This is a genomic window from Pseudoalteromonas caenipelagi (assembly GCF_013140855.1).
In the GTDB taxonomy this organism is placed as follows: Bacteria; Pseudomonadota; Gammaproteobacteria; order Enterobacterales; family Alteromonadaceae; genus Pseudoalteromonas; species Pseudoalteromonas caenipelagi.
Window position 1 is genome coordinate 291359 of record NZ_JABBPG010000004.1, and the last position, 18761, is coordinate 310119.

Genomic DNA, 18761 nt, shown 5'->3' on the forward strand with positions numbered 1-18761 from the left:
AATGTACACTGATGTAAAATTCACCAAGAAATACCTAGATATTTTAGCCAAGTTTTCCTCTTTTTTAGTTCAATACTCGAGCGAGCTGCCACACTCACAGAAATCTCAATTAAGTACATTTTTATCCCAACTTCAGCATGCCAGCCGTCTTTCTTTAAAACAATTAAGCAAGAATAAGCCTCTGACCACAACAATAGAGATTAAACCCAACATCATATTTCCTTATAAAAATCCGGTAGGTCAAAAACGAAAATTTTACGTTTCTTTGGGCGGTAAAATCGAGATTCACAATGGAGTAATTACTGACCAAAGCCTATGTCTCAATCTGATGCTAGAACACACTCCGAATTGTCAAAATGTTCCCAGTGATTGGAAGTTCTACGATACAGAGCAAGGCTTTCACATAATTCGCAGATTTCACTTCGATTATGACTCTTTAAATGACGATCAAGTGAAACCCAAATTTCATCTCCAATATGGTGGTAAGTTCAATAACGAGTACTTTGATTTAAGCAATGTACACTACAAACTATTTCAGCCAATCGATCACCCAAGGTTACCTCAACAACCTCACGATCTAATCATGTTACTAGATTTTGTACTCAGAGAGTTTTCACTAAAGGGGCAAGAAATTACCCGTGAAAAAAGGTGGAACGAATTTGTAATTCAAAGTGAAAAGCTCTGGCTAACACCATATTACGAAAAACTAATAACGAAGCTCCAGTGCGGTTCTCGAATTACCCCACTTCACCGCACGAAATAATTTACCTTTACGAAGAGCGTTTAACACCACGATATCGCTCTTCTCTTAGTTCTTCTTTAGCTTTTGATAGCAGTGATATTTGTTCCTTGCTAATTAAGCCGTAAGAGCACAATACGTCATCAACTAACTTAGCCATCAACTCATATTCTTCATTTTCAATCGCAGCTTCTACTTTACGTTGTTGTGCACATAGTGCATCGATACAAGCATCTGAAAAAAGTAGAGCAATCCTCTTACCTGCTGTCGGTTCTAACTTCAAGACACCTGAACTATAAGCCCTACCTTCGACCTCTGCTGAAAATTGCGAAAACGTTGACAGCATAGAAATCGCCAGTGCCAGCTTTTTATTAGCTCTCACTTTCTTATCGTGAAAAATTACTTTATGAATAGAATTAGTGCAGTTATAACGGCCTTTATTTATAACAATACGTGGGCCGCGATGAATCATATAAGACAAGAATGCATCAGCAACAAGGCCATCAATTCCCCACCCAGGAGCAAACCAATGAGGGCGTTTTTTAAACGTTTTATTTTTTCCAATCTCTTCCTGAGAGATTTGCGATAAATACTTAGCAACAGGGCTGTTTAAATCTTCCATTTGTTCTTCTGTAGGGCAAACCAAAAAAGCTCTATGCCCATCATTTTGAATTAGCTTCTGTTGCTTCTTCCCATGTGTAACCCCAATGAGAGATTTAAATCTACCTACTACAGGTTTTAAACATTCCTCAGGTAAAGCGTGTTTCTCAATAGTATCTTGATTTACAATGAAATAATTATTAGCGCCCGTAACCATGCCTATTTTGACATCAGCATAGTACCCAAGAGATTTAGCAAAAGGAGAGTTAGTTATTTGAGAATATGCCTGCCTTGCTTCTTGAGAAATTAAGTTAAGCTTGTAGTCTTTTATTTCCGCAGTGTTTGCCTCTTCATTTGTATCAATACAATTTACTAACTCTGCAAGATTGTTCACTGAATGAATAATTAAGCCTTTTCCATCATGTGGCTCTTTGGTAAACCCATCAGCAATTAAGACAATTGACGTTTCTTCAGCCCCCTCAGCTTTAAAGAAGCGTTCAGCTAGTTTTATAACCTTTATTTGAGTGAAGTGTTTCTGGTGTACTGCAAGTAATTTCATCGCATAGTCAGCGTGTAACAGGCTACTTGGTAAAACCCAAGCTATCCGACCACCTTCGTTTAAAAAAGATAGGCTATGGAGCAAGAAAAATGCCCACAGGCTCGCATTGCGACCAATGGAATGCTGCACAAAACCTGAGTTGGCCAAAACATCATCACAAGATTTGCGTTGTTCAGGCGTCATATTATGCATCGATACGTAAGGTGGGTTTCCTAAAATGACATCGAATAGCGACACACTAAAATCTGTAGGCTTGACCTTGATGAAATCATCTAAGATGAAACGCTTGTTGGTGTTTATGACTTTTCCAAATTTACTACTCAGAATATCAAATGCTTGGTTATCGATATCCACACCAAAAAGTCTGTCTTCTGGCTTTTTACAGCCAAGTCCTTTAAGTCTCACTATACTGCTTTCAAAGAAACCACAGCCCCCAAAACTAGGCTCTAAGATATTCTCATCAGACCTTTGAATAGCCCAATCAGCCAAGACTTGGCTAAGCTCAGGTGGAGTGTAGTAAGCACCCAATTCCTTCTTTTTGGGCAGTGAATGCAGATTCATGGTTTTAAATACTCGTTAGTCATATGACATAATCTAAAAACTTATCCAAGCATTCTATAGTATAGAACCTCTTTATTGAATAGTTTATAAAACGTTGAGATACCCTTAACCTTAAATTTCATCAAGTTACAAAAGCACTTTATCGAGGAATTTCAATACCTAGGATCATTTAGGAAGCACATCAATCATTGAAATATTTTTTAAATTATTTGATAGCATCTAGCATACGCTCAGCCCATCTTTCGATCTTTTCCTCAGTCAGCTTTCCTTTATCTTTTGAAGGCTGATGCGACACACTCTTGTGATTGCCTTCTCCAACCAGCGCATCAAAGTATTTCTTTGGCCAGCAGAATTGGTTGCTGAGCAATCTTTTTTCTATCTCTGGTATAAATTCTATTAACTTGCCTTTTGGCGCTAATGCTCGCGCTGAAATGACTTTGGTGGCAATGGAAGCTCTGCCATCTGAGGTATCCACCTCTAATAAGAAATAGCCTTCGCTTTGATGTTCAATCCGTACAATAGCCATACATCTAGGCGAACCATCTACCATAAGGTGGCTCTCACTGCGTCCCACTTCTGGTAGCTTATGAACAATGGGCTTATTTTGTTTAACACCATGTTCTTGTTCTAATATCTCCAGCATTTTGAAGAAACTATCGAATTTATTGAGATATAAATCTGCGTTGTCGGTGAGGTCATCTAAGCCATCAATGGCGGCTCTGGGTGTACCGCCTCGCGAATTTGGATCGTCGGTGCTTACATCAGGTGGTAAATTGTCGGGTTTATCTTCGTCTTCTTTACCGCCAGGATTTTTTCTAGGCTTTGCATCGACTTTACGAGTGCGTGGCACTCTGTTGTATATGCGCTGTGTTGCATCACAGAATATCAGCACCGATTCATTATCTTGACTGCCATCGCTGTTTTCATCGATTTCTTGCTCTGACGGTAACTGTGGGTAGGTACCGCCTTTTCCTTTACCCGAACCTGGTTTGTTTTCGATGAAATCTGGATGTGAAAAGCCAATGTCCGAAATATTAGGGAAGAACAAACCATCTAACAATTCTATGCGATTGATAAACCATGTGCTTTCATCAGATGACTTCCAGCCTCTTGCCGCCACTTTTACACCCTTGAGCTGAGGTGGATCGAATCGAAACATCCAACGCTCTACGTTAGGTGCCCTAACTCGCTCTTGCGAAAAATACTGATAAATGCTGTTAAACGAATTTTTAATGTCACTGTTTAACAATAACCAAGCGATTTGATATCTAAACCCTTCATTATTAAACAGTACTTTTGGGCATAATGTTGTTGGTAAGGCGTTGATCACAAGATCTAAAGGAAACTCTTTATCATCGTTGTTTGGGTGGTGGTCAACATAAAACTCTAAGTCGAGTGCACTGTTAATGAGTGCGGCGTTTGCCAGGTAGTTGTTTGTAAAAAACAAGGCTCTGGCCAGTTCCAACTGTGGCACGTAAATGGTTTTGCCTGCACTTTCAAACACAAAGCATTTTTGCGATTGCTCTTCGCTCAGCTTATACGTCACTAAACCACTATCACCCACCGTGGCGGTTTGCCAAAATGCTCGTTCGGGTAAGGTAAACTCAATCGGGAAACCTAGGGGCAAGGCAGCAACCGTTTGGTTTAGTACGACTTGTCGGCTTAAATAGGGGAGCTGGCTAAATTTAAGAGCCTTGCGAGTGGATTGCTTAAAACGAACACCAATATCCCACGTTTTGCGGTCATTGTATTTAAACAGATTGCCTATCGCCTGTATTCTGGCGTCGTCTGGTAGTGTTTTAAATCTATTAACTTGGTTCATACGTTACTGCAAATCCTAGCAATTGTGACGCGAGTGGTCGGGTCCTTTTCTCGTTTAGCCCTGCCATGCGTTCAATTCGCCAAGCTCTGAGTATTTGATGTTTTGCAATACAACGAATACATGCCACAGCGATACGACGGCATTGGTATTCCTCTATAGTTTCACAATATTTATTAAAAAACAATTTACATAACGGTAACTTTTCTAAGTGTTTGATCTGACACAAAGGAATGTTTGCATGGGTAACTAGCCAAGTTATTGTGTGGCGGCTTGAGCCAAGCTGAGTTTCTACTTTATTAATCAATGAAATAAGTTGTCTTACGTATCTTTTGTCACGTTTTGACCAGTCAACTCTGCCTGTTTTTGCAATTTTAGGTTTGGCAGAGCTTTGATTAAATTGCATCAGCCACTGCTTATCATGCCGATATAACCATGTGTAAAGGTGAGAAAAACCATTTTGTCTCGCGCCCTTAACACCAAATTTAGCCACAGCACGTTGCCACTTTGCGCGACGAGTTTGGTCAACCACCACAGGCTCCGTGCTCGAAGGCACATCATCGTATGGGGTGTTTGGTAATACTGATGCAGTACTGAGTATGTTCGCTATATCCAACTGCTGTTCATAACACGCTTGCCATACCAATAGATGCTGAAGGTAGCTAAATGATTTTCTGTGCTTTCTAAACAAACACTTCAACCAATTAGTGTCTTCATTCTTGTTTATATCGAGCCCAAAGCTTGCGAGGGTATGGCTGCCCCAATACCCTAACACTAATTGTGCGATCAGCGCGTGCTCAACCTGCTTACCCTTTACAAACCCCAGCTGATAAGCCAAGTGATGATAAAAATAGCGCCATTGCAACGGATGTATATGGTGCTCTGACAAGTTCAGCAGTTGCTGTGCATATTCCGCTAGTAGTGTGATTTTGTGGTTTGTTTGATTTGGATTTGAATGCAAAAGCACATAAGGGCTCAGCGCAATAAATTGGTGCCTATGCAACTCGCTTATTAAAATAGGGCTGTTTATCAATTGCACGCCATGCTCCGCACATACCGATAAACCAGGCAGTTGCCAGCGCCGCGTCCAAAAAGGTTCTCCATATTGTTCTATTTGCTTTGTTACGCACAATGGGCAGTAACGCAGGTAGTGCGGGCTTTTAACTTTGGATGCGGCTTTGCCTAGCTGTACTTCTGCCGAGTGCCTGCAATCGGTCAGTAGCTCATGTTTAGCTTGAGCTGCAATGTCGGGGTGCACAAAAGGTGCGTACAACGGAAAAAGCGTATGCCCCTGTAACAGCTTGTATGGTGTTAAATCAGCGTTACCTTGATAATGAGCTGAAATCTGCGATAAATGCCCTTGAAAGGCTACTGAGGCGATTATTTGTCGGTTTTGGAATACCTCATCAAGCAATTGCTTGGGTGACGTGATACCTGCATGCACACCGTACCTTGCAATGACGCTATACAGCAGCTCATCGGGGTAAGGTACGGGTAAACAGGCCATGCTACATGCTTTGTTTAAGCCAAGCAGTCATATCAAAAATCTTTCCTTGTTGTTTGTAGTATTGATAAAGCTCACCCGATTGCTTTTTGTGTTGAGAATAGCCAAAACGTAAATCGTCACTAGGCAATGTATGCCAGTCCTTGAGCTTGATGAGTGCAGGCTTTTCTTTGGCCTCCTCCACTTCATCTGGTGTTTGCTCATACCATTCAAGAACGAGTGGAATAAGCGCTCTTACCTGTAGGTTTGGATGATCTTTAATGGCTTTTTGTACTAATGGTACCAATAACTCTGATTCACACCCCATGCCGAGCAAAAGGTTATAAAGCCTCATGGCCTCTGAGTCGCTCGCAAAAGGGAGTGTGTCTGACTTAGCTGCGGTAACTTCAGAGATCTGCTGACTGAGTTCCAACAACCGCTTATCAATCTCTTTGTATTTTAAGTCTGAATACTTGGCAATGCTCTTAGCTTTACCAGACTTGAGCGCTTCAATCATGGGATGGATCGGCTGTAATTCAGATTCATACACCTTCAAAAATAGTTTTGAAGATAGCCGTTCAACGCCAGTAATAATGGCGCGTAGTTGTGCAAGCACGAATAGCTTAACCACAATATCTAACACACCTTGTGACAGCTCAAACCAAGTATTGCGGATCTCTTCTGTGAGCGGTTCATCGCGGTGAATAAGCCACTGATACTGCCAAAGCTTATCTGTCAACAATCGCCACTCTGTGGGCTTTGGTTTGCCCGTTACTTTGTCAATTCTGTTTTTGTGTTGTGGCAGGGGCGCCCACACCATAGAGCCAATCCCAGTACTGCGCCTTGCTGATTGCAGCTCTAGTTCGAATATGGGCCTTGCTTTAGGAGTACCAACTAAAATCACCGGCACGCCAATAATATTCACCAAAGCCACAAAGAACTCGAGCATACGTTCTTGCCCTTCTTTTTTCTTTCGGGCCAACCTTTGAATTTCATCAATCACTAACACGCCTATAGCATATTGATTGGCGACTTGTCCCATAAATGCTAAAAGCACTTCGGGACTATGCCGCTTATAGCAATACCTTTCTGTGAGTTTAGTATTTAGATGTTTATCAACCTCTTGAAAGAAATTTAAACATAGACTTTTTAATGACCCATCCACGGGGCATTCGATACGTAAATAGGCAAGCTGGTACGTATTATATTTCTCGTGATAAATCGCTTGTGGGTAGGTGGCCAATATTCGTAGCACGCTGGAGCTTTTACCACATCCAGAGCAACCAATAAGTGATAAGCAACGTGCCGTAGAGGGCGCTTCGGTAAAACGAAAACTGCTGATGTCGCCCGTCATCAAGCGTTCGTAGCCATTTTGTAGATGCTGTTGGAGCTGGCCAGTTGCAATGTTTCTGGCAACATAGCCGCCGCGGATCATCAACGCTATTTTTTCCTCTAGCGCCACATGCATCGACAAAGGTTGAAAGAAGTCATCAAGCAAACCACATAACTCGTGAGCACGTTGCCTTGCATCTAAATAACCAGCAGCAGGATTGTATTTTACCTTACCCTCTAGCTTAGTTTTCAGCTCTTCAATTTTGCTCACTTTTGGTAGTGCTTCAATAAACGGGTTGCCTTTATAACGCTCAATATCAGATTCCTGATACACCGCGCGGAATATATTAGAGGGTAAACTCATGCGTCGTCATCCTCCTTAAACAGCTGATCTGAAAAGTCAGGAAAGTCCAAATCGTCATCGGGCTCAGAAAGATAATGCACTTGCGCTGATTTACTGGTGTCGATCTCCACAGGTTTATAAGCCTGCTCTTTACGCTCTTTGGCTTTTTCCTCTGCGCGGTTGTCGCGAATATTGCGAATACGCTCCGCATCCGACAAACCAATGTGTTTTGGCGCGGCCTTTTCTGCCTGCTTTACCACCTCTATCACTTGTCGCTCCAAGGCACGCTTTTGCTCATCAGCGACTAGTTTTGCATCAGCATGCGTCTGTTTTAACTCATCATTTTGCTGCCACACATCCCAAAAACTCGCACCTGAAAACTGTCTTGAGCGTGTTGCCAACTGACACACAAAATAATCATTGCTGTTAGGGCCGTGATAAATGTAGATGTAGTCTGCCGTTGCTAAGTCATAGGCAACTTCCACACTTTTAGGGCGTTTCACTTCTTTACCCCGATGCATCCAGCCTAATTTTAAAAGCTCAGCACTGGTGTAATACACGCCAAATATACAGGCCCCCGAATCAGATATAGTTGCCCGAGTTCTTGGCATCAATGCTACACGAAGATGCTCAGCTGCTGGCTTTTTCAACCGACCAGTACGATTCTGCAAGCCCCAATTCCATATCGCCAACGGGTTATTCGGTAGGTCTGTTGGCATATCAGGGGCTTTATCGTAGTCTTCAATCACGTGATATTGATTGTGATAAAGTACTGAAGCTAAGATGATTCGAGTAAACTCTTGGATCGTAAGCTTCGCATCCAAGCGGTAATCTCTATCGCCTTGCTTTTTAATTTTGGTACCAGTGACCACACCAGGTGCAAACGGTTTGAATGCTTGTTGAAAGGTGAGAAACGCTCGTTCGACAACCCCTTTAGCCTCGCTTCTAAATGGTGGCGTATTTTCAACGCGAACACCAAAGCCCTTTTCAAGACATTCAATTTGATGGCCCATTAGCTCGCCTCTGTCAGCCAACAACGCTGAAGGTAAGCCAATACACGGCCATTGCTGCGGGGTTACGTCAAAACCAAACTGACGGCAGTAGTCTGATTTATCCGTCGTGGCCATATGTATTGCCTGAATGGCCGCAGCATATGAAGGGTTTTCAAAACCAATATAAAACCCAGCCACCATGCGACTAAATACATCAATAACCATGTAAATCACTGGGCGACCGACGATATTGCTTCTTTGAGAATCTGATACCAAATAGATGTCTGCGATTGTGGCGTCAATTTCATAACGCATACCAGGGCCCAAAACATCTGCGGCGGCGGTACCTGTAAGCGGTCGAATATCTTTCTTTCGCTTTATCTCACCCGCCTGCGCTTCAATTTTGTCTACTTGACGATATTCACGTTTGTAGAAATGTTCCATTTGCCAATGGGTCGGTAACTCTTCTTCCGGTAGCTCTGGAAAGTACTGACTATAGATATCTTTTAAACGGTTATGTGCATAGCGAAAAGTTTTACCTTTGTCGGTTAATATGTGTCGCTCAATCGCTATGCGAAATAGCTTTTCAGCAAAGTCGTCAATTAGCGCACCAGTGCCTGGCATATATTTGCGAGGTCGTCCCAACTTTGTTGTTGTAGCTCGACGCTTTTGGCCCTTGGCACCTGAATTTTTATAATCGGGTAATAATGCGTTGGGGATCTGCCCACGTTGCCAGTATCTACGAGCAAAACGATAAATAGACTGTTTGGTTTTGCCTGTCTCAGTCATTATTTGGTTAACCACTTTGCCACGCGCTTTCGGTTCATAGCAATTCTCAAGCTCTACCAATGGCTTAATTGCAGCATAGTTTTCATCACGTTTTAACTGAGCGGTAGAACCTGCTTCTGGAATTACAGTAGCAATGTCGCTATATGGGTCGGCTACACGTTTTAGCACTTCATCTTGAAAACCCTGTTCTAACTCAGCTATTTCAACAAGCTCAGGAAAGGCTTTGTCATCGTGCACTTTTATCCAAAGCACGTAATAATCAAATACCATTAAAATGCGATACAAGGTTTGTTCGTATTGCAATACTTCATTGATTTGAAACACGAAACACCTCCTGAATTTGTTCAACATCACCTAGCTTAAGATGGCCAACGTGCAGCTTTGGGACTGGCGTAAAAATATCAAAGGTAAAGTAACGGTCAGCCAACAAAGCTCTTATCTCAAACAATGACTCTCCTAAGTCTAGTCCATAGGCGGTATCTATCTCTTTGCAGGCATTTATAAGGGTTTTGGTAGGGTGTTTTGCAAAGTAATCGGCATAGAATCTGGCTTGCTCAATGGCTGAGTCTGGTGCTTCATCATGTTCGCCTTGTAAAGGGTAAATCCACTCAACATTCGCTTTAACGACTTTTGGGATCTCTTGCTCAGTGACTATTTGCCAAGGGATCTGCTTTTCGTGCCAAAAGCGTTTCTCTAGTTCAAGTATTTCTATCTTTCTCTGTTCTTCAAAAGCGCTGACATATTTGGCTTGTAGCGCAAAATAGGGCAAATCTCGCGAGGTTGTTTCAACAAGAAAGTCGCTTGATAGATATTGGTCAACACCCCGAACATTTGGGTGCTTGATACCCGCGGATTCGGCTAACTCTAGCGTTATCTCACGCTCAAGCGGAAACTGCTCTTTGACTTGCAGCACATCCTGTCGCCACTCAAGCAAGTAGAACATGGATAGTTCAAGGTCGGATAATAAATGATGGGTTCGTTTGGACTTATAACCAAAGACTCGATGTACACGGCCGTCGGATGGCGCATCATACACCGTTAACCACGGCTTGTAATCCTGATACTCGCCAGTACCACGCCCTTCCTTAATCCACTTACGATATTGCGCCTCAGTATGGCCAATCTTCCTAGACATAATATACCGCTATAACTGATTGAAATTTCAGCATAGCTAGAGTGAAAGTGTGATGCAAATTTATTAATTCATGATGTCACTGCGAGCGCTCAAATCCAGTGAAAACATCAACTAACTCTGGCCAGAGCTAAAAAATTAGCGTTACTTTACAGCACCTTCACAGCCACACCTCTAGAATAGATTTGGTCAATAGGCACGCAGCAGCAATCAGCATAGAAAACCCACGACACGTAGATTCAAAACACTGTCCCTTGGCAATTAACCTACAAGCCTCATCAGCTCCTTTTTTACTCATAACGCCTTTAATCTCTATCTTGCCGTTATCTCGTAGTTTCATATTGAATACCTCTTTAAAGTACAATTATTTGGATATAAAACAATCTAGCAGAGTCGGCTGTTGAAAGTTGCTGTACAGTAAAATGATCAAGACCGTACACCAATGGCATGCCTCTTAGATAAGTATCTCGGAGAAACAACCTACCAACTCTTGGCTTGATGACGTCATTATTCGGAAATGCAGCTGGAATGTATTTTAAACTGGATTAAAAAATAGAGTGTTGCCTATGATGTAATTGAACGCATCTACTAAGTTAGAGGCTTAAACTTTAAGGAGAATGCGCCATGCGCTTACCCTCAACCTATGCTCTAGATAAAGAATCGATAAAACTCAACGCTTATAGACTATTGTGCCATTTTTATGCAAATAAGGAGATTGCTAGGAGTGTCGACCCAGATAATAGAGATGACCCGTTCGCAAAACTGGAAGATTGCTATTTTCATAGAGAAATGAGTAAGCTACTAATAGATATAGCGATATCCCTAAGAATATTAGATGACCAAATGTCTAAAGCAGATGAAGCCTCAGATGAGGTTATCGCATATAACAGAAGAAAGACTGAAGTTAACAGGAAGTATAGCTGTATGATGTTTGACGATATGTCGTTAAGGGAAGTTTGCAACAAGATAATCCACGCTGAAGTCGTCGAGCCCCACTTTGCGGAGTCTGATGATGGGACTCACAAAATAGATAGCTTCAATTGGCTCTATTGGTCAGATTCCATGGAACAATCAGGTGATACAGACATACCAAAACCAGAACCAATAAAATGGAAATACCTAGCTAGAAGAATAAGGCTGGGCGGTAGGAAAGGCAAACAAAAGTGGTGGTTTTTGTTAGAAGTCCCCACCTTTGTAAACGCCATCATTGAGCTTTTGGACGAGTGAACCAAGTACACCGGTTATTGCCGTATACTCAACTTCATTAGTATGAAACTTTATTACTTAGGATGATACTTTAATACTTGGGATGAAACTTTATTCCTAAGTTACAACAAAAGGCGCTTTCGCGCCTTTTCTTATTCTACCGTGACCGATTTTGCGAGGTTTCTCGGTTGGTCTACATCGGTGCCTTTAATCACTGCAACGTAGTACGATAGAAGCTGTAGCGGGATTGTATATACAACTGGCGCAAGGATGTCTTCTACGTGGTTCACGTTGATAACACGCATGGTGTCGTCAGATGCAAAGTGTGAGTCTTTGTCAGCAAATACGTAGATGATGCCGCCACGCGCGCGTACTTCTTCAACGTTTGATTTTAGCTTTTCAAGTAGCTCGTTGTTTGGTGCAACAACAATGATTGGCATATCAGCGTCGATCAGTGCCAATGGGCCGTGTTTAAGTTCACCTGCTGCATAGGCTTCGGCGTGAATGTATGAAATTTCTTTTAATTTCAACGCGCCTTCCATTGCGATTGGGTATTGTGAGCCACGACCTAAAAACAATGAGTGGTGCTTATCGGCAAACTCTTCCGCTAGCTCTTCAATGCCACCTGCCAGTGTTAGGGCTTCTTCTAGCTTGTTAGGTAGGGTTTTAATAGCGTTGACGATGTTGCTTTGATCTAAACCTTTTTCTTGCGCAATTGACGCTGTTAGCATCAATAAACCCACAAGTTGGGTGGTAAATGCTTTGGTTGACGCCACGCCAATTTCTGCACCCGCTTTGGTCATAAAGGCTAAGTCTGATTCACGTACTAATGATGAGCCAGGTACGTTACAAATGGTCATTGATGCCATATAACCTTGCTCTTTCGCTAAGCGCAATGCAGCTAGGGTATCTGCGGTTTCACCCGATTGTGAAATGGTTACTAACAGGCTGTTTTCGTGCACAAATGACTGGCGATAACGAAACTCTGAGGCAATTTCTACGTTACAGCTAACGCCTGCAAATTGCTCTAGCCAGTAGCGCGCTACCATGCCCGAATGGTAAGAGGTACCACAGGCGATGATCTGCACGTGTTTTACGTCTTTAAATATCTGCTGTGCGCTGTCACCAAAGGCGTCTACTGCTACGCGGTCATTTTCAAGACGGCCTTCAAGAGTATTACGTACCGCCAGTGGTTGCTCGTAAATTTCTTTGAGCATGTAGTGGCGGTATTCGCCTTTGCCTGAGTTATCTTGGGTGATGTTAGACTCAACTACTTCACGCTCAACCAGCTGGCCATTGATGTCGTAAATTTCAACGCTGTCGCGGGTAATGCGTGCTACATCGCCTTCTTCTAAAAAGATAAAGTTGCGTGTTACAGGCAATAGTGCAAGTTGATCAGAAGCAATAAAGTTTTCGCCAAGTCCTAAACCAATAACCAGCGGGCTGCCCGAGCGTGCCACTATCATTTCTTGATCGTTGGCTTTGTCAAACACAACCGTGCCGTACGCACCTTCTAGCTGTTTTACCGCCGCTTTTACTGCGTCTAACAAGCTGTCGTGTTGTTGGCGAAGTTGGTGAATAAGGTGCACCATTACTTCAGTATCGGTGTCTGATAAAAATTCGTAACCATCACCTTTTAGCGCATCACGAAGCGGTGCATGGTTTTCAATGATACCGTTGTGAACTAACGCAATTTCGCTGTTTGATACATGTGGGTGGGCGTTGTTTTCTGTTACTCCGCCATGGGTTGCCCAGCGTGTGTGTGCAATACCCGTTGTACCTTTTACCGCAGCCTTTTCAAGGGCTTGCTCTAGGTTAACCACCTTACCCACGGCTTTTACAGTATTTAATGTATTAGCCAAGCTCAGCGCTACCCCTGCCGAGTCGTAGCCACGGTATTCAAGGCGCTTTAGGCCTTCAATCAAAATTTTGTTTACTGGGCGTTCTGCAACCGCCCCTACAATACCACACATAATTTCTCCATTTTGCACGTGAAGTGTGTTGTCATAATGATGTTTACTGCGTACGGTGTTGTCGTATGTACGCAGCGTTAAATTTTTAAACGCTTGCGCGAATTACTGTTACGCCACTGCTTTCAATGATTTGGCACTGCTCCAACGCTAAATTGTCGTCGGTTATTAAGGTCGTTACTTGTGACCAAGGCAGCTCTAGGTTGGGAATTTTGCGCCCCACTTTGTCTGATTCCACCAGTACGATAACTTCTCGGGCAGATTCGGCCATAACTTGGCTTAAACCTACTAGCTCGTTAAAAGTCGTTGTACCACGCGCCACATCAATGCCATCGGCGCCTATAAATAGTTGGTCAAAGTCGTATGAGCGTAAAACTTTTTCTGCCACCTGCCCCTGAAATGACTCTGAATGTGGGTCCCAAGTGCCTCCGGTCATCAAAAGCGTTGGTTCATTTTCAAGTGATAACAGTCGGTTTGCTATGTTCATTGCATTGGTCATCACCACCAGTCCGTGCTTGTTAGCAAGTTCAGGGATCATCGCAGCTGTGGTTCTACCGCTATCGATAATGATGCGGTTATGATCTTTAATCAGGTTAGCAGCCGCTTTAGCAATGGCCATTTTACGCAGTGAGTCGCGCTTATCGTTGCTTTTTGCCACGATCTCTTGCGGTAATGCCACAGCACCACCATAGCGGCGCAGCAACAATCCGCTTTTTTCCAACGCGGTTAAATCCTTTCGAATCGTAACTTCTGACGTTTCAAACTCAGCGGCCAATGCATCCACACTCACTTCACCGCATTCGTTTACTTTCGATAAGATGGTATGGCGTCTTTGCTGGGTGTTTCGTTTCGTCATATTTCGTTTGACTAAGTTTCGATTCGTAATTTACGCATAGTTTAAACGAAACTTATAAGTTTTGACAACTTTGATCTAAAATTCTTTCGCTTTGTATAAAAAGCAGTGAGGTAGACACGACCTTCAGCATCCGTTCAGATTAAAAAATTTACAGTGAACACCCATTATAGGTACAATTAGATACTACTAACATTAAATACGCTATCAAAAGGATTAGAATGTATGCGTAACCAAAAATATGCTTTGCTCGCTGTAATAACGGCTCTCACCAGCGCTTGTGGCGGCTCAGGATCTGATGCAAAACTTGTTGATATTGTTAAAAAAGCCAAACAAGAAACGCCCAAAAAAAATGTCCCCTCACCTCCACCGGTCCCAGCGCCGGCATTAGAGGCCAAAGCAATAGCAACCGGCACTAACTCAATTGGACAAATAATCATACTCGACGGGCTAGAGAGTCAAATCTACGACGGTGTTACGCCTCAGTGGCAATGGCTAGAAAGACCACAAGGTAGTCAAGCCAAACTTATCAACGCCACATCATTGCGCGCGCAATTTATGGTAGACAAAGCCGGTAACTATAAAGCGCAATTAACATTGACCGATAGCGATGGTAATACCTCATCAACCGAGGCCAGCATAACGATAGAGGCACCCAATAAAAATACTCTCCCTCGAGCTAGTTTTCAATTAGCAAATGCCAGCGTACTGATTAACCAGTCACTTGAGTTAGATGGCACGGCCAGCTCAGACGCCGATGGTGATACTCTGAGCTACTTGTGGAAAGTAAGTTACTCTACCGATAATGCTATGTTTTCGCTACAAAACCACTTATCGGCTAAAGCGAACTTTTCTGCGCAAGCGGCGGGTATGTACAATATTTCACTCACAGTGAATGATGGCCAAGCGCACCATACGTTAAGTAGAACATTACAAGTGGTAGACGCCAATCACACACCAACTTTAACGCGTATTGAGCAAACTCATAATGAAGTTTACCCAAATGAGTCTGTGTATTTTACGGCCTACGCTGAAGACCTAGACAGTGACCCTATCTCATATCAATGGCGTATTGTCAGCCGCCCAGCAAATAGCAGTGCCATTATTCAAAACGAGTACACAAAACAAGCCTACATTGTATTTGATGAAATAGGCGAATACGTCGTGGAGGCAGTTGTCTCTGACGACCTATCACATAGCGAAGCCAAGCGCGCGTATGTTAAGGTTATTGCGCGACCAACAATCCCCTCTAAAAACAAAGCGCCTTATTTAGGTGCCATCAATATCAGTGCTAACCCAAAGCCCAACCAACCAATCACACTCACTGTCAAAGGAGATGACCCAGATGGTGACCCGATTACTTATCGATGGGTTATGCAAACGCCAGCGAAAGGGTCAACCTATTCTTTTTCTAATACAACAGAGGCTGAAGTAGAACTGACCGTTGATAAAGCAGGCTGGTACTTACTGCATGTATACGCCAGTGATGGACAACTGGAGTCAGCGTTTCCTAGTACAACGATTGTCGTTGTAAAATAAAAAAGCAGGCTTGCGCCTGCTACCCAAACAGGAGGAGGGATTAATGGAGAAGATTTAAACTGGTCTTTACATTGCCCACTGATGCAGAGGCAACCATTTCGTCATAGGCGCTTTGCATCTCGAAAGTCGCTGACGTAACGCCCATACTGGCTAGCATTACTTCGGCTTCTCGCAAGGAATTAAAGGTCATGGTTTTACCTTTAGCATCACTTAGCAAGTGGTAGTTTCCTTGCGAATCAATACCACCGGCTAAGTAATGATTAGAATCTGCATAACTTAATATAACGGCTTCAAGTATTTGCTGGTTTAGTTGAGCTTTCAATTCATTTACGCGCATATCAAAACACCTGCCTTCTTTAGTTTGCTTAAATTTTAAACGACTGATAAGGACTTTTAGATCAGTGGCGATCAAAGTTTTTATTCAACATTGTGTTCAGTGTCATGGTTTTGTAATAGGGGCTTATTAGGCTGGTTTAGTTGTATCTGCGTCTGAATCAAATTAGCTGCAGTAATAAATAAGTTAGGCGCTGCAAACCCCAATGATGAATGAGGTAAGAAGGAAGATCATGAGAAGAATTGTTGTGACTGGCATCGGCGCTATTTCTCCAATTGGTAATTCGGCACAAGACAGCTTTAAAAACTTGCTGCAGGGGAAGCATGGTATTCGACCTATTGAACACTTTGACCCCGAGCTGTTTGCCTGCAAAACGTCCTTTGCCGCCCAAGTGAATGCTAATTTAGACCCCGCAACGCTTGCGCCGTTTAAACACATGGATGACAGCACCCGCACTAAGTTATTAAAAAAACTAGACCGTCACCAACTCTTTGCCATGATAGCAGCTGCTGAAGCAATCACTGAAGCGGGCCTTGATAAAATCACTCAAGAGCAGCAACTACACCGCATTGGTGTTAACATTGCCACAGGTGTCGGCGGGCTCAATAGCCTAGAAATTTGCGCTGGCAAAGCTGTTAAGGGTAAAAAACAATCGCCTTTTGGTAACTTGATGTTTTTACCCAACTTGGCAGCAGGCTATGTGGCCAGTCACTGGAATTTTGGTGGCCCTAATAATTCGCATTCAACGGCATGTGCGGCGAGTGCCCATTCAATCATTGATGCCTGTAATGCGATTAAAAGCGGCGAGGCCGAAATCATCGTAGCCGGCGGTGCGGAGGCGTCGGTCACCCCCGTGGGGATCTCAACCTTTAACGCGCAAAATGCGCTATCCACCAGAAATGATGACCCTCAAGGTGCATCTAGGCCCTTTACACAAGACAGAGACGGTTTTGTTATGGGAGAAGGCGCAGCCTGTTTAGTGTTAGAAGAATACGACCATGCGATCACCCGTGGTGCGCATGTGTATTGTGAAATCGTTGGCTTTGGCCGAACCAGTGATGGATATACTGGGCAAGCACTCAGCGCGCCCCACCCTCAAGGTTTAGGGGCACAACGTGCCATGCAAACGGCGCTCAATATGGCTGATATCAATACTACAGAAATTGACTATATCAATGCACACAGTACCAGCACAGCAGCAGATAGCATTGAGGTTATGGCAATCAAAAACGCATTTACCGACCATGCCAAGCATATTGCGGTGTCGGGCACTAAGTCGCAAACAGGCCATTTACTCGGGGCTGCGGCTGCTATCGAAGCGGTATTTACCGTACTGGCACTAAAACATCAAACCTTGCCTTATACCTTGAATCTCACCCCTGACAACGTGGACGCAAAATGCCAAGGCATTGATTTAATAATGAAAAAGCCAATGCAAAAACCCGTTCGTTATGCCTTATCTAACTCATTTGGTTTTGGTGGTACTAACGCATCACTGGCTTTTAAAGGATTTTAGCTACAACACAGTCATTGTAGGCAATGCAATTTGCCTGCAATTGTCTTGCATCTAGTCTCTATCGATTTAAAATACCTTTATTTGATACGCAGTGCCCCGCATGCAAGAGCTCAAAGCGCATATCAGCAAGCCCAAACAACGGACTAAATATCAGTGGCTACTCAGTGCTTTAGCGTGGAGTGCTATTATCTTGGTACTCAGTGCCATTGAGGGCACACACGATTTACTGGTTGCAGCTGACAAACAATACAGCAATCCATGGTGGTGGGCACTGCAAGAGTGGTGTATCTGGTACCTGCTCTCGCCCATAACCTTTATGTTATTAGATAAACTACAACAGCAAAATCTACTCAATCAAAAAGGCTATTTGCTAACTCTATTACCCATGTATTGCACCGCAATGGCATATCAAGCCATTTTTGATGTGTTTGTTTATCAAGATCCGATCCCCGGTACTTTGGTGTACTTTGCCCCATCGCATTTTCTTGTGCTGCTGATCAGTACAGCGATTTGGCATAAACTCTGGAAGCCTCCACAGTCAGAACACTTCCCGGCTATGCTACTCGTTGATCAGGGTCGACACAAAACACTGTTGGCTTTGGATGATATTGTTAATATCAATGGGGCAAGCAACTATGTTGAAATTCACACCTCAGAAGACGCCTATATCAAACGAGCAACTTTGACACATTTAGAGCAGTCTCTGCCTGCATCCTTATTTATTCGCTGTCATCGCTCTCACCTAGTAAACCTTCGCTGCATAGAACATATAGAGCGCAAACCCTCAGGCAGTGCGATGCTCCACTTAAACAACGGGCAAACTGTTCCGCTTAGCAGGCGCTACTACTCACAGGTAAAATCTTTAAGCGCAGCATAATTGTCAATCAGCCTGCTTGATACAGCAGTGCATTCGTCCCAGCATAGCTCCAACTACCCCTAATATATTGTTTTATATAGTTTGATATTTTCAAATGGCGGGCAGGATCACATGGAG

Annotated in this window: 15 protein-coding genes; 5 read left to right on the plus strand and 10 right to left on the minus strand. The window is 43.2% G+C overall.

Annotation, left to right across the window (positions count from 1 at the left end):
• Position 1: 1 nt before the first annotated feature.
• The gene (locus tag HG263_RS12165; protein WP_171626345.1) at positions 2-763 is read left to right on the plus strand and encodes a hypothetical protein; all 762 of its coding nucleotides are present in this window, start codon (positions 2-4) and stop codon (positions 761-763) included.
• Positions 764-770: 7 nt separating this feature from the next.
• On the opposite strand, the gene HG263_RS12170 is transcribed toward HG263_RS12165, so the two are convergent.
• From HG263_RS12170 to HG263_RS12200, 7 genes are all read right to left on the minus strand, one after another.
• On the minus strand, positions 771-2459 hold the full coding sequence (locus HG263_RS12170; RefSeq protein WP_171626346.1) for an N-6 DNA methylase: 1689 nt from the start codon (positions 2457-2459) through the stop codon (positions 771-773).
• Between the two features lie 205 nt (positions 2460-2664).
• On the minus strand, positions 2665-4281 hold the full coding sequence (locus HG263_RS12175) for a Tn7-like element transposition protein TnsE (RefSeq protein ID WP_171626347.1): 1617 nt from the start codon (positions 4279-4281) through the stop codon (positions 2665-2667).
• On the minus strand, positions 4268-5785 hold the full coding sequence (locus HG263_RS12180) for a TnsD family Tn7-like transposition protein (RefSeq protein ID WP_171626348.1): 1518 nt from the start codon (positions 5783-5785) through the stop codon (positions 4268-4270). The genes HG263_RS12175 and HG263_RS12180 overlap by 14 nt, the downstream gene beginning before the upstream one ends.
• A gap of 1 nt (position 5786) precedes the next feature.
• Entirely contained in the window at positions 5787-7457 is a 1671-nt protein-coding gene (locus HG263_RS12185) for an AAA family ATPase (protein ID WP_171626349.1), read from the minus strand.
• Positions 7454-9541, minus strand: a complete 2088-nt coding sequence (locus HG263_RS12190; RefSeq protein WP_171626350.1) for a TnsB C-terminal domain-containing protein — start codon at positions 9539-9541, stop codon at positions 7454-7456. Before HG263_RS12190 ends, HG263_RS12185 begins: the two co-directional genes overlap by 4 nt.
• Positions 9525-10352, minus strand: a complete 828-nt coding sequence (locus HG263_RS12195) for a TnsA endonuclease C-terminal domain-containing protein (RefSeq protein WP_171626351.1) — start codon at positions 10350-10352, stop codon at positions 9525-9527. Before HG263_RS12195 ends, HG263_RS12190 begins: the two co-directional genes overlap by 17 nt.
• A 157-nt stretch (positions 10353-10509) precedes the next feature.
• On the minus strand, positions 10510-10689 hold the full coding sequence (locus HG263_RS12200) for a hypothetical protein (RefSeq protein ID WP_171626352.1): 180 nt from the start codon (positions 10687-10689) through the stop codon (positions 10510-10512).
• Between the two features lie 284 nt (positions 10690-10973).
• Here HG263_RS12200 and HG263_RS12205 point away from each other — a divergent pair, with 284 nt between their 5' ends.
• Complete coding sequence (locus tag HG263_RS12205; RefSeq protein ID WP_171626353.1) at positions 10974-11576, plus strand: hypothetical protein; 603 nt, start codon at positions 10974-10976, stop codon at positions 11574-11576.
• Positions 11577-11707: 131 nt separating this feature from the next.
• Here HG263_RS12205 and glmS read toward each other — a convergent pair whose 3' ends face one another.
• Complete coding sequence (gene glmS, locus HG263_RS12210) at positions 11708-13528, minus strand: glutamine--fructose-6-phosphate transaminase (isomerizing) (protein WP_171626354.1); 1821 nt, start codon at positions 13526-13528, stop codon at positions 11708-11710.
• Between the two features lie 85 nt (positions 13529-13613).
• Positions 13614-14381 carry a DeoR/GlpR family DNA-binding transcription regulator gene (locus HG263_RS12215; RefSeq protein ID WP_171626355.1) on the minus strand — a complete coding sequence of 256 codons (768 nt, stop codon included), beginning with the start codon at positions 14379-14381 and terminating at the stop codon, positions 13614-13616.
• A gap of 222 nt (positions 14382-14603) precedes the next feature.
• Between HG263_RS12215 and HG263_RS12220 the strand changes: the two genes are divergently transcribed.
• The gene (locus tag HG263_RS12220) at positions 14604-15917 is read left to right on the plus strand and encodes a PKD domain-containing protein (RefSeq protein ID WP_171626356.1); all 1314 of its coding nucleotides are present in this window, start codon (positions 14604-14606) and stop codon (positions 15915-15917) included.
• A 40-nt stretch (positions 15918-15957) separates the two neighbouring features.
• On the opposite strand, the gene HG263_RS12225 is transcribed toward HG263_RS12220, so the two are convergent.
• A complete protein-coding gene (locus HG263_RS12225; protein WP_171626357.1) occupies positions 15958-16254 on the minus strand; it encodes a DUF6482 family protein in 297 nt (98 codons plus the stop codon).
• Between the two features lie 229 nt (positions 16255-16483).
• Here HG263_RS12225 and HG263_RS12230 point away from each other — a divergent pair, with 229 nt between their 5' ends.
• Positions 16484-17767, plus strand: a complete 1284-nt coding sequence (locus HG263_RS12230) for a beta-ketoacyl-[acyl-carrier-protein] synthase family protein (protein ID WP_171626358.1) — start codon at positions 16484-16486, stop codon at positions 17765-17767.
• 100 nt (positions 17768-17867) lie between these two features.
• Complete coding sequence (locus tag HG263_RS12235; RefSeq protein ID WP_171626359.1) at positions 17868-18644, plus strand: LytTR family DNA-binding domain-containing protein; 777 nt, start codon at positions 17868-17870, stop codon at positions 18642-18644.
• The last annotated feature ends 117 nt before the right edge of the window (positions 18645-18761 follow it).

Coding starts and splice junctions, on each gene's coding strand:
- HG263_RS12165 (WP_171626345.1), top strand. CDS start 2: ATGTACACTGATGTAAAATTCACCAAGAAATACCTAGATATTTTAGCC.
- HG263_RS12170 (WP_171626346.1), bottom strand. CDS start 2,459: ATGAATCTGCATTCACTGCCCAAAAAGAAGGAATTGGGTGCTTACTAC.
- HG263_RS12175 (WP_171626347.1), bottom strand. CDS start 4,281: ATGAACCAAGTTAATAGATTTAAAACACTACCAGACGACGCCAGAATA.
- HG263_RS12180 (WP_171626348.1), bottom strand. CDS start 5,785: ATGGCCTGTTTACCCGTACCTTACCCCGATGAGCTGCTGTATAGCGTC.
- HG263_RS12185 (WP_171626349.1), bottom strand. CDS start 7,457: ATGAGTTTACCCTCTAATATATTCCGCGCGGTGTATCAGGAATCTGAT.
- HG263_RS12195 (WP_171626351.1), bottom strand. CDS start 10,352: ATGTCTAGGAAGATTGGCCATACTGAGGCGCAATATCGTAAGTGGATT.
- HG263_RS12200 (WP_171626352.1), bottom strand. CDS start 10,689: ATGAAACTACGAGATAACGGCAAGATAGAGATTAAAGGCGTTATGAGT.
- HG263_RS12205 (WP_171626353.1), top strand. CDS start 10,974: ATGCGCTTACCCTCAACCTATGCTCTAGATAAAGAATCGATAAAACTC.
- glmS (WP_171626354.1), bottom strand. CDS start 13,528: ATGTGTGGTATTGTAGGGGCGGTTGCAGAACGCCCAGTAAACAAAATT.
- HG263_RS12215 (WP_171626355.1), bottom strand. CDS start 14,381: ATGACGAAACGAAACACCCAGCAAAGACGCCATACCATCTTATCGAAA.
- HG263_RS12220 (WP_171626356.1), top strand. CDS start 14,604: ATGCGTAACCAAAAATATGCTTTGCTCGCTGTAATAACGGCTCTCACC.
- HG263_RS12225 (WP_171626357.1), bottom strand. CDS start 16,254: ATGCGCGTAAATGAATTGAAAGCTCAACTAAACCAGCAAATACTTGAA.
- HG263_RS12230 (WP_171626358.1), top strand. CDS start 16,484: ATGAGAAGAATTGTTGTGACTGGCATCGGCGCTATTTCTCCAATTGGT.
- HG263_RS12235 (WP_171626359.1), top strand. CDS start 17,868: ATGCAAGAGCTCAAAGCGCATATCAGCAAGCCCAAACAACGGACTAAA.